The organism is Fibrella aquatica, from assembly GCF_041321135.1.
GTDB classification, from domain to species: domain Bacteria; phylum Bacteroidota; class Bacteroidia; order Cytophagales; family Spirosomataceae; genus Fibrella; species Fibrella aquatica.
The window spans coordinates 952,734-964,394 of sequence record NZ_JBGGWF010000001.1 but is presented as its reverse complement, the minus strand read 5'-3'; the positions used below and the strand labels follow the sequence as shown (position 1 = coordinate 964,394).

The 11,661-nt window shown below is 50.0% G+C and carries 7 protein-coding genes; 1 reads left to right on the top strand and 6 read right to left on the bottom strand.

The annotated features are described in order from the left end of the window. Positions 1-150: 150 nt before the first annotated feature. The 3 genes from ACAW87_RS03630 to ACAW87_RS03620 form a co-directional block, all read right to left on the bottom strand. The gene (locus tag ACAW87_RS03630) at positions 151-1,653 is read right to left on the bottom strand and encodes an APC family permease (RefSeq protein ID WP_370721783.1); all 1,503 of its coding nucleotides are present in this window, start codon (positions 1,651-1,653) and stop codon (positions 151-153) included. 143 nt (positions 1,654-1,796) lie between these two features. Next, positions 1,797-4,904: a protein translocase subunit SecDF gene (gene secDF / locus ACAW87_RS03625; RefSeq protein ID WP_370721782.1), complete on the bottom strand. Its 3,108-nt coding sequence runs from the start codon at positions 4,902-4,904 to the stop codon at positions 1,797-1,799. A 145-nt stretch (positions 4,905-5,049) separates the two neighbouring features. After that, on the bottom strand, positions 5,050-5,418 hold the full coding sequence (locus tag ACAW87_RS03620; RefSeq protein ID WP_370721781.1) for a hypothetical protein: 369 nt from the start codon (positions 5,416-5,418) through the stop codon (positions 5,050-5,052). A gap of 172 nt (positions 5,419-5,590) precedes the next feature. Between ACAW87_RS03620 and ACAW87_RS03615 the strand changes: the two genes are divergently transcribed. Then, complete coding sequence (locus ACAW87_RS03615) at positions 5,591-6,463, top strand: mechanosensitive ion channel family protein (RefSeq protein WP_370721780.1); 873 nt, start codon at positions 5,591-5,593, stop codon at positions 6,461-6,463. 65 nt (positions 6,464-6,528) lie between these two features. On the opposite strand, the gene ACAW87_RS03610 is transcribed toward ACAW87_RS03615, so the two are convergent. From ACAW87_RS03610 to ACAW87_RS03600, 3 genes are all read right to left on the bottom strand, one after another. Beyond that, on the bottom strand, positions 6,529-7,104 hold the full coding sequence (locus ACAW87_RS03610; protein WP_370721779.1) for a Maf family protein: 576 nt from the start codon (positions 7,102-7,104) through the stop codon (positions 6,529-6,531). A 43-nt stretch (positions 7,105-7,147) separates the two neighbouring features. Further along, a complete protein-coding gene (locus ACAW87_RS03605; protein ID WP_370721778.1) occupies positions 7,148-9,757 on the bottom strand; it encodes a DUF5686 and carboxypeptidase-like regulatory domain-containing protein in 2,610 nt (869 codons plus the stop codon). A gap of 297 nt (positions 9,758-10,054) precedes the next feature. Next, positions 10,055-11,569 carry a hypothetical protein gene (locus tag ACAW87_RS03600; RefSeq protein WP_370721777.1) on the bottom strand — a complete coding sequence of 505 codons (1,515 nt, stop codon included), beginning with the start codon at positions 11,567-11,569 and terminating at the stop codon, positions 10,055-10,057. Positions 11,570-11,661 lie beyond the last annotated feature (92 nt).

Sequence of the window (11,661 nt, the reverse complement as noted above, 5' to 3'; positions counted from 1 at the left end):
AGAGCACTGCTCCCCTCTCAACAGGAGAGCGGTCCGGCGTTCCGGCGTTCCGGGGCCGGGGGTGAGGTAGTATAACCTATTTGAAATAGAAAAAGCGCAGGTTCCGGGCTAAAAACCCGAACCTGCGCTTTTCTAAGAGTCAACTATCTTTTACAGCTTATTCAGATTACTATTTGGACGACCATACAGGAAGTAAACACCCAGTCCCAATATCAGCCAGCCCAGCGCCAGTAGTTGCGCCAGCTCGCTCAGGTTGATAATGAGGTAGAAGTTGGTAAGGATTCCCAGCGGTGCAATAATATTCAGGAAAGGAGCGCGGAATGAGCGTTCACGGCCCGGATCGCTCCGACGCAACAGCCACACGGCCAGACAAACCATAGCAAAGGCGAACAGCGTACCAAACGAGCACATATCGCCCAGGATGCTGATTGGCGTGAAAGCCGCCACCAGTGACACAACAAGACCAACCAGAATCGTACTCTTGAATGGTGTTTTAAGGGTTGGATGAATGCTCCGGAAGAAGTTTGGCAACAGACCGTCTTTAGCCATACCGAGGAAAATCCGGGTTTGGCCCAGCATCATCACCAGCATTACCGAGACCAGGCCAGCTGTTGCAGCAGCGGTAATGATAAACACAGCCCAGGGCTGACCCACGTTATCAAAAGCGGCCGCTACAGGTGCTTTCAGCGCATCGCCAACAATGTCTTTGTAGTTGATCATACCGGTCAGTACGAGCGAAACAGCGATATACAGAACTGTGCATACCAGCAATGACGTAACAATAGCGAACGGAATGTCTTTCCGTGGGTTAATGGCCTCACCAGCCTGCGTCGATACAGCATCGAAACCGATATAGGCAAAGAAAATGGCCGATGCACCCGAGATGATACCACCCCAGCCATAGGCTTCGTGTGGTGCGCCGGTCTCGCCCTGAATCATTTCAGGAACAGGGATAAATGGAATCCAGTTGGCTGACTGTACGTAGAACGCACCAACAATAATTACGAACAGCACCGCCGCCACTTTCATGATCACGATGACGTTGTTGGCACCAGCGGCTTCTTTAATACCCCGTACCAATACGGCTGTTACTACCCAAACGATGAGGAAAGCGGGCAGATTAACCGAAAAACCAGGATCAGTTAACCCATTATCGGCGGCAAACTTAGCGGCAGAAACCGGATCGTTCCGTAACCAGAAGGGTATGTCTATGCCGAACAGATGAAGCAGTTTATTGAAATAACCCGACCAGCTAACGGCCACTGTCATGGCCCCCATGGCATATTCGAGAATCAGTCCCCAGCCGATAACCCAGGCAAACAGCTCACCCATGGTCCCATATGCATAGGCATAGGCTGACCCTTCAACGGGTAACATGGCGGCAAATTCGGCATAGCAGAGGGCAGCGAAAATACAGCCGATACCCGCCACAACGAAAGACAGGGCCAGTGCCGGACCAGCGTGGTAATGAGCGGCAGTACCCGTTAGTACGAAAATACCACCGCCAATGATTGCTCCGATACCAATGGCTGTAAGGCTCCATTTACCCAGTACTCGCTTCAATTCACTTTTCTGAATATCCTGCTCGTAGAGGTACATTGGCTTCTTGCGCCACACACTGGTTGTATCAGCCGGTTTGAGTTTTGCTTCCATGAAGGAAAATAAAGTTTGGTGATTTAAGCTTTCTGTGAAGTAATAATTGGCAATTGTAGCAGAAAGATACCGACTTTACACACACTATGTGTAAAAAGCCGAATGAGGCACGTCCTCATTCGGCTTTTCGGGTATTATTCAGCTTATTTCTGCGACGGCTTGATCAGCGTCGTCTTCACTTTTTTCTCTTTGGCGGCAGCGTTTTGCGCAAACTCTTCAGGCGTAGTCGCTTCCTTATCCGTAAAGTCGGCAGGAATAGCGCTGTAACCCGTTTTAGGAGCTAGCGAAGCAACTGGCTTATCTGCATCCAGAACGTCTTTGCTCAACGTATCGACCACGATTGGGGTGGCCACGAACAGCGATGAGTACGTACCTACGATTACACCGATCAGCATGGCGAACGAAAAGCCCCGGATGGTAGCACCACCGAAGAAGAACAGTACTACCAATACCAGCATCGTCGACAGACCCGTTACGGCCGTACGGCTCAGCGTGCTGTTCAAGGCGTTGTTGATAATGGTCGCGATGTCTTCTTTCTTACCCTTGTTTTCGGCCAGGTATTCGCGAACCCGGTCAAATACAACCACGGTGTCGTTCATCGAATAACCCATGATGGTCAGCAAAGCACCGATAAATGCCTGATCAATATCCAGCGAGAAAGGCAACCAACCGTTACCGATCGAGAAGATAGCCAGAATGATCAGCACGTCGTGGAACAGGGCCACTACGGCACCATACCCAAAGGCGAGCCGCTTAAACCGGATCAGGATGTAACCAAACACAACAGCAACGGCCAGCAGGATCGACCAGATGGCCGAATAGATCAAGTCTTTGGCGATGGTAGGTCCTACTTTCTGCGAACTCTCGATAGACGCTTTGTTGCCATTGATGCTCGCCAGGCCCTTCAACACCGCTTCTGACACCTGCTTATCAGCATTCGGGTCTGTGTTGTCGATATCGTAGCTTGTGGTCATCTTCACCTGATCGGTGCTGATACCATTGCCGCCATACGTTTTCACTTCCGGCTCAATACCACCCAGTGACGGAGTCACAGCGGCACGTACCTCATCGGTCGTGATCGATTTCTCGAACTTGATTACGTATGAACGACCGCCTTTGAAATCAACACCCAAACCAAATCCCTTGAACAATACCGAAACGATACCCAACGCGATAATGGTCGACGAGATGATGTAATACGTACGACGGTGCGATACGAAATCGAAGTTCGACCCTTTGAACAGGTTTTTAGACAGTGACGACGAGAAGCTCAGCGTACGGCCACTGCTTACGTACCACTCGATCATCAACCGGGTGATGAGCAGGGCAGCAAACAGCGAGGTCAGAATACCGATAATCAGCGTGGTAGCGAAACCTTTGATCAGACCCGTACCAAACAGGAACAGGATGATACCCGTCAGGAAAGTCGTTACGTTCGAGTCAAGAATCGAAGACAGGGCATTTTTGAAACCGTCGGAGATAGCCTGCCGCAGGGTCTTGCCCAGTTCAAGTTCTTCTTTAATCCGTTCGTAGATCAGTACGTTGGCATCAACTGCCATACCGATTGTAAGCACAATACCCGCAATACCCGGCATGGTCAGCACCGTCCCCGGTACCGCTGCCATTACCCCCATCAGGAAAAACAGGTTGACAAACAGCGTGATATCGGCAATCAGACCGGCGCGGCTGTAATACAGAGCCACAAAGATCAGGACGATGAGCAAACCAACCAACGATGAGACGATACCTGACTGAATAGCCTGTGAGCCCAGTGTAGCACCCACAATGTTTTCTTCAACAATATTGGCGGGGGCATCCAGCTTACCGGCTTTCAGCACGTTGGCCATATCCTTGGTTTCTTCAACAGTGAAGTTACCCGTGATGCTTGAGCTTCCGTTTGGAATTTCGTTCTGAACATTCGGAGCCGTGTAAACCAGCCCGTCGAGCAGAATCGCTACCGGACGGTTGATGTTAGAGGCGGTCAACGCACGCCATTTTTTGGCACCCTCGGCGTTCATACGCATGGTCACTTCAGGCCTTCCGCGTTCGTCGTAATCATTACCGGCATCAGAAATAACGCCACCTTCCAACGGAGCCTTACCGCTAGGTTTTTTCACGAAATACAGGGGCAGCAATTCGCGACGGGGGTTGGCACCCTGCGCGGCGATTTCAGTTGCTTTCCGGTCCCAGGCAAATACCATATCATTCGGGAATACGGCACGTACCTCAGGATCGTTGAAAATCGCGTTGGCACGGGCGGTGTCTTTCAGATCAACAGCCAGTTGATCTTGCGAGATCGGAATGAACAGGTTGGTCAAGGCCGCCTGAGTCTGAGCCGAATCGGCCTGTGTTTTGGCGGTGTCGGCCGTAGCGGCTTTCTGAGTACCACCCAACTGAGCCGCCAGATCGCCTGTGCTAGCTGTTCCAGATACGGTACCCGTTGTTTTGGCTTTAGCAGCAGTAGCTTTACGCTCAGCTTCGGCACGGGCCAGGTACGTACCCAGCGCTTCGAGACCCGGCGAAATTTCGTTCAGTTTATATACCTCCGTAAATTCCAGTTTGGCGGCCCCTGTCAACAGGCGACGAATCCGATCAGGATTATCTACGCCAGGCAACTCGATCAAAATGCGACCGCTACCGGGTAGGCGCTGTACGTTCGGGTTGGTTACCCCAAACTTGTCGACACGTGCCTGAATAACCCGGAATGACCGATCAATGGCACCGCTCACTTCTTCGTTCAAGAACCGCTTAACTTCGGCATCCGACGTTTGGTAGTTGATCCGGGCGCGGTTAGCGCTTGTAGCGAATACGCTGGCGAGTTTAGCGCCGGGCACTACTTCTTTGTAATTATTGACGAACAGATCAACAAAGCTCGACTGGCTGGTTTGCTGATCTTTAGTAGCCCGCTTGATGGCTTCATTGAATTGTGGGTCACGAGTGTTGCCAGCCAAACCGCGCAATACTTCGCCCGGCGACACTTCCAACACCACGTGCATACCACCCTGAAGGTCAAGGCCCAGTCCAAGCTCGCGCTCGGTTACTTCCTGAAGCGTGTTACCCAAATAAACGGGCCGCTTCCAGAGTGAGTCAATATAATGTTGCTTCTTCTTGATGTCTACCTCGCCTTTGCTGGTAGCATACTGCTCGGCGTCTTTTTTAATATTGCGCGAGACAAAGGTAAACGACAGGTAATAGAGGCAAAGCACCGCTATAATACCCGTCAGAACCAAAACGACGGTTCTGTTTTGCATGATGTTACGAATTGGAAAATTTGGATGGAAAAACTAAAAAAGAGTTTGTGGTTTGTCGTTTGACGTTCGTAGTTGCTATGCTGATCAACCAGTTTTCTGATTTAGCACCGCAACTACAAACTTCAAACGACAAACCTCAAACTCTTTATGGTGCATTCGGCGCAATAAGGTGGCCGAAGACCTGTCGGAGATACGACGAATAATACTGAGGAACATCGAAGACCCGACGCAGCAGAGGCCGGTCGAGGGTAAGTAGCCGACAGGCGTCGGCAAATAGCAGGTACGTTACCTGCGAAAAATCAAACGATAGCGCCGGGGCAACCACCGCTTCATCGAGGGCTGCTTTAACAACCGTCTGTTCTTTCTGATCGCCCGCGTCACGGGTTTTCTTGGTGGCCGCTGCTTTTACTGATTTCTCAACTACACGCAACGACGAGCCGATCCCGCTATGAAGCAGAAACAGCAACCCGGCCAGCGAGAGGATTAAGAAACGGTGTAACAGACGATTCGGCATGTGTATTGACAACTCGGATTACAAATTTCGCACCAATTTCAACTGTAAGCAAGAGAAAGTTGGGGCATGCCACGTAAATACTGTCGAAGAAAAAGAGACGGAGTCAAGGCCGGTTAGGCGAAAACACGCTTGTTTCGGCCCGGTTGATCAGTTTGGTTGCGACCTTTGTTAAATGGATTTTTCAAAAATAGCTTCCTTACTCTACACCGAATTGGCCGGTTGGGCCCGCTATGCCGTTCGGCTTCTTCCTCGATTAGCGCTTGCTCTGCTGATCTTGATGATCGCCATTATCGTGGCCCGTTGGGTTAGTCGTTGGGTTTGCGCGGGCCTCACGCGGGTGAGCAGTAATCAATCGCTGGTAGCGCTGACTAGTTCAGTAGTCCGGGTTATTGTTATCGCGGTAGGCGTGTTTATGGCTCTCGGCATTCTGGGGCTCGACAAAACGGTGACTTCACTATTGGCCGGGGCTGGTGTCATTGCTCTGGCCGTTGGTTTTGCGTTTCAGGACCTGACCGCCAATTTTATTTCAGGCACTATGATTGCACTGGCACGGCCTATTCAGGTGGGCGATACCATCGAAACCAATGGGTTCACGGGTAAGGTACTCAACGTGAAAGTCCGCTCTATCATGCTCGACAATGGACAAGGACAGACTGTAGAAATTCCCAGCAAAGACGTTTTTCAGAAACCGATTATCAATCACTCTCGGCACGGACTGCGACGGGTTGAAGTATCGGCGGGAGTATCTTACCTGGATGATCTGGATAGAGCAAAGCAGGTAGCGCAAGAGGCGGTACAGGCATTGCCTTTCATGGTAAAAGGAAGACACGTAGAGCTTCACTACCGCAGTTTTGCTGACAACAACATTCAGTTTGTTCTCTGGTTCTGGATCGATCCGCTGACAACCAATGCGGCGGCGGCCCAAAGTGAAGCCATCATAGCTATTCGAAATGCCTTCAATCGCCACCAGATATTGATGGTATTTGGCGGTCACACCTTCGATCTGAAACAAAAGCTATTCGGTGATCCCGAAGCAAAAGCATAGTTTCCAGGTACGTTACCACCTGCCGTCAACTAATTATTTTAGCTGACGGCAGGTAAGCACGTTGTTTAGGCCCGATAGGGTAACAGGGCCTGATAAACGCGGTGGGTGGGCAACCCCATCACGGTGTAGAAAGACCCTTCGAGCCGATGAACGCCCACTAAACCAATGAAATCCTGGGCACCGTATGCGCCAGCTTTATCGAATGGTTTACAGACCCGGATGTAATAGTCGATTTCCTCATCGGTAAGGTCAGCGAAATACACGGTGGCTTCGTCGGTAAAAGAGCTTATTCCTTCGGGTGTAAGCAGACAAACGCCGGTACGTACCCGGTGCGCCCGCCCGCTAAGGCTACGTAACATCCGGTGAGCGTCGGCAGCATCAGCGGGTTTATTCAAGATTTGATTATCCAGAATAACCACTGTATCGGCGCAAAGAACAAGGCGCTGACCCAGATCAGTGGTAAATTCAGCGGCTTTCTGCCGGGCCAAAAACTCGGCTACCTCCTCTACGGGCATATCGGCCGGGAAAGCTTCATCGGTAGGACGGGTTTCGATAGTGAAAGCAAAGCCAGCATCGGCCAACAGTTGCTTTCTACGGGGCGACCCCGACGCCAACACGATGGGGTATTTTAATGGGAACATAGTTGAAACTGGTCATAAACGACCGGCCCGGCCCAACATTTTGTTAAAAGCTGAACTCAATGCCGCCTTTTATGGCAAACCGGTCGGTTCGGGGACCAAGATAATTGAGGCGGTGGACAACCTGAATACGAAGTAGCTTGAAAATGTTACTAATGCCGTAGCCCGCTTCAATATAAGGAATGTTGGGGTCTAGTGAGCCGAAAACCGTTGGGCGAAGGCCCGGTTTTACGTCTTCCGGCGCATCTACCCGCCGGTTGGGTGCCTGCCGACTACCCCAGAGAACATCGGCGTTGGCCCAGAGACGCCAGTTCAGTTTTTTAATAAGCGGGAGCCGATTGAACAGAATCCCCTCGAAATTATGCTGCCAGTGAACAGCCACAAACCGATCACTAACAAATTCGTAGAACTGCATTCGATTGAATGTATTGGGCGCAAAAAAAATGGTAGGGTTACCGGTATGGGTAAACAGCAACGGAGCAGGTAACCGTGAAGGCGTAAAGCCAGCCTGTACTACATAAGACGACCGCCCTATTTTTCCGAGCTTTAAGGTCTGAAACGCCCGGAACGAGTAACGATTGTAGGTAAAACTTCCGCCAAATGCATGATGCCCGTGCGTGTATTTCAGCCAGATTACCGGCGTTCGCTTCGTAGATACCGGTATACGCTCGTTTCCGTCCATGATATATGTTTCTTTTCGTGAAAGCCGCGCTTCTACCGACCAGTACGAGTCGTTGAAATCAGGACGGGTAGGCGAGTTGTGATCCAGGTCGGGCTGAGTACGGTAGTGAAAAGGAAACGTAGGCATAAACGTTCGGTCTCCGATGGCGGCCGTCAGCATAACGCCTTTCAGCGGTTCGGTGCGGACAAATAATTCGCCATTGCTGCTGTAGTAACCGCCCCGATACTGCCCAAAACGGCTGAAGGCATAGAATACTTTGTTGCCATTGATCAATTCAGGCGTAAACCCGAGCCGTTCGAGGTCATACGCTATTCTGGCTCCGATTATGGTCCATTTCCGGCGCGAGAGGATATAATCGTATTCAAAGCCTCCCTTAAAGCGGGCATCGGCGGTTCCGTAGGCTGCATAGGCCCGAATGACCATGGTTTTGCTAAACGTGCCATTTGTTCGAAACCCGGCCCGTAGTCGAAGACCTTCAATATTATTGACGGCAATTGCATACGGATAAGGCCCCCAGTCTATAGGCCCGTGCCGATACCAGCCAGTGGTGGCAATCCGCGTCAGCACTTCCGTTGTCCGCACCAGCGGCACAGCCCGTAGCGTGTCAATCATTCCCTGCACTTTACGATCGGCTACACTAAGCGAATCGGCCGCACCCAGATTTTTGCGAATGGCAGCCCAGTATAGTTCTTCGGCAATAGCGTCCTCTTTCGATTCACCTTCCAATTCTTCGAGGGGAATAGCGTTGGTTTTGGCGGTGTCGGCTACCGACACCGGGCGATCGTAGAAACTGAGCGGCTTGGGTTTATTCAGAATAAACCCACCATTGCGGGTTACCTGTTGAGCAAGCGCCCCAATCGAGTTTTTGCCAACTCCATACAGTTCAACCGTAGTACGCATAGCTACCGGCATCCAGCCAATCATAGCCCCTGCCGAATCCAGAGCGGGTTCAAGTTCCTGCTCAAGTTCCATCCTGCGTACGTAATTAAGGTTGGCTTCGGCACCAACCTTTGCCTCGATCATGGTCAGGGCAAACGTGGTGGTATCGATCCACATTTTGCCAGTAAAAAGAAGGTCTTGTTTGTTCTTGGGGTCGAACTGAATTTCGTAACAGACAAAATCACCAATTCGGGTGGTATCGGCCAGATACATCGCGTACCAGCCTTTCCAATCGGCTCCCACTGGCGAAGCAAAATCTTTGCCCAGCACCCGAATGTAATTTTGGTAAAAGTTATAGCTAAGTGCATTGCCGCCCACAAACTGCGAGATAATTTCGGGCTCCACGATATCCATGCCTTTCAGGCGCGTTTTCAGGATTTCTTCATGGCGGCGTTCGGGCGATTCCCGGTAGTAATATTTGCTTACCGACTCAGTCATCATAAGCGGCATAATTTTTCGCCCCAGATCATCGACTACCGAGTCTTTCGTAGCCATTACTTGCAACACTTTCTTGATCAGTGGGTTACTACGAAGCTTGTCGGATATATGCGTTAGCGAGATACTCGTTTTCGCGTAGCTATCGTATTCGTAAGCCCTGATTCGGCTACGATCATTTTTCTCCAGATTCTTACGAACGTTGCGCAAAATGCCCCAGGCGGGGTTTTCGCCAGCTCGTACAATGACCTCCTGTAATACCTTTCCGGCCGGGGGCACTCTGAGTACAACTTGCTGGATCAACTTGTTTTTATCGATCCCAAAGCGTTTCACGCCAAAGCCCATCGAACTCACATACAGTGAATCGGTTAGGCGCGAAGTGCGTAACGTAAATAAGCCATTTTCGTCTGATGTGACCCCTGTATTGCGCCCTACCAGTGCCACACTCGCAAAAGGAATCCCTTCACCCGATCGGGCATCGATCACGGTGCCGCTGACGACGTAGGTTGTTTGTTGGGCTAATGCCGAAATACTTGTAGAACAGAAACAAATCAGTAAGCGTATAAACAGCCAGAAAGTAATGTAATATAATTTAGACATGTGCGAAGCAACTGCTTACTCAAACATACGGTGGAGTACTCTACGGCAAAGCCACTTTTTATCTAAATGATCAGTAAAAAAGCTCAAATTGATTAAGCGTATTACTCAACACAAAGAGCTTCCTCTGTTGATTGATGGCTGGAAAAATCGCTACCGGGACGATAAAGTTATAATTACTCTCCATTTAATGCCGTAAAAAATATCAACTATAAACAATTCGTTTGTTCTGATAACTAAAAGAGCGGACACAACGCAATGGCTGTCTCCGCTCCCGGCATCACATCTTGATGCTTTGTCTTATATAAATACCTGATACTGAAGAGTTAATTGACCTAACCTACCCGCAGGTACAATACGGTCATTTAGTAAAGCAGCCTGGTAATAAGGTCGGTTCTGATAATCGAGTGTTAGCTTACCGTTATGCCCTTTTATCAGATAATTCACGCCCACGCTGTATACGCCTAAGGTTTCACTTACCCGTTGATAACTGGCTATCTGTGCCTGTGCGTAGGGCATCAGTGTACCGTTACCTCCGCCAAACAAATCCTGTTTCATCAAGTAGCCCATTTGTGCATACACAACGCTACCGGTACCAAACATAGGAAAAGCATTTCCCTGCGTTCCGCCAATGCTACCGCCGCCCGGTGCCGCTGTGTTGGTGATGCCCGATGCCGGATTCATAATGCCATTAAAACGAAGATAATTGGTGCCATAATCGGTGTGAAAATAGCCCAGATACGCATTGATTGCTGTGCCTTTAGTGGTGTTCAGCGGCATATCAAGAAACGAAGCAATCGACCACAGATTCATGGCTTGGTAGGTTGTATCGACTGAACCAGCCTGCTTCAGCCAGGTTGCGTTTTTCTGATTGATAAACCCTGCTTCTAAATTGAGCACCCGCTTCTTACCCAGGTACGTTCCGGTCATGTAGCCCGGTACCTGATGCGGCTCTTTATCCAGAAACTGATAGGCAACAAACGCCTGATACTGTTTATGATGGCCTTTCAAGGCAAATGTGGCGTTAGGCCCTAATGCAGGTGGTACCGCCCCGTTGGTCTGAATCGGAAACGGATCACTTATAGCCACCCGGTAGTCAATTTTACCAACCTGACCGCGAGCATAAACCGTCAACTTACGGGCAAACTCGTCGGTTTGGTCAACGGTGGCTTGTGCAAACACAGGTACGTCCATGCTGGTAATGGTGCCAATACTGGGTTGTGTAAAGCGGGACAGGCCATTGACGATCGTTAGTCCACCGCCTATTTTGAGGTAATCCCGGTTTTTAACCACCTGGTATTCACCCAACGCGTCGTGAAAGAAAGCGGCTATTTTTCGGTTCGATGGCGTACCGTTTGTGTTAAATGCCGGAAAACCGTTGAGGTAATTGAAATTATTCATTCCGTACTGGAAGTACACGAATACCCGATCGCTGATTTGCCCGTACAACTGAATTCGGGTACGTCGTAACCCAAAATCAACGGTTTGTTTAGCGGGGTCTTGAATCGCGGTTGAACCGGGATTGCTTTGATTGAAACGTATCCAGGTTTGATTCAGGAAGGTAACCCTAAAGAAATTCGAACCAGACTGATTGAGATTATAACGCAGTTCGTTTCGGTCGGCAATTGGTTTTACCGGAATCTGGTCATCGGTCACATTTGGGCCGGCCGCAGGTGGTGGTATAGTCGAAACGGGTGATTGTCTACGGGATACCGTGTCTGTGACGGTGGGAGTTGGTTGTTGGACAGGTGTAGGTTGTGCGTAGCCAACGGTAGTCACCAACCAGCAAAGCCCAACAGCGATACTTGTTTTCATAACGAGTTATATCTATTCGACCGCAAAGCTACCTGCCGAATAACCTACAACTCGTTAAAACGAATTGAACAATACTTAAAAGATGATTAGAA

Coding starts and splice junctions, on each gene's coding strand:
- ACAW87_RS03630 (WP_370721783.1), bottom strand. CDS start 1,653: ATGGAAGCAAAACTCAAACCGGCTGATACAACCAGTGTGTGGCGCAAG.
- secDF (WP_370721782.1), bottom strand. CDS start 4,904: ATGCAAAACAGAACCGTCGTTTTGGTTCTGACGGGTATTATAGCGGTG.
- ACAW87_RS03620 (WP_370721781.1), bottom strand. CDS start 5,418: ATGCCGAATCGTCTGTTACACCGTTTCTTAATCCTCTCGCTGGCCGGG.
- ACAW87_RS03615 (WP_370721780.1), top strand. CDS start 5,591: ATGGATTTTTCAAAAATAGCTTCCTTACTCTACACCGAATTGGCCGGT.
- ACAW87_RS03610 (WP_370721779.1), bottom strand. CDS start 7,104: ATGTTCCCATTAAAATACCCCATCGTGTTGGCGTCGGGGTCGCCCCGT.
- ACAW87_RS03605 (WP_370721778.1), bottom strand. CDS start 9,757: ATGTCTAAATTATATTACATTACTTTCTGGCTGTTTATACGCTTACTG.
- ACAW87_RS03600 (WP_370721777.1), bottom strand. CDS start 11,569: ATGAAAACAAGTATCGCTGTTGGGCTTTGCTGGTTGGTGACTACCGTT.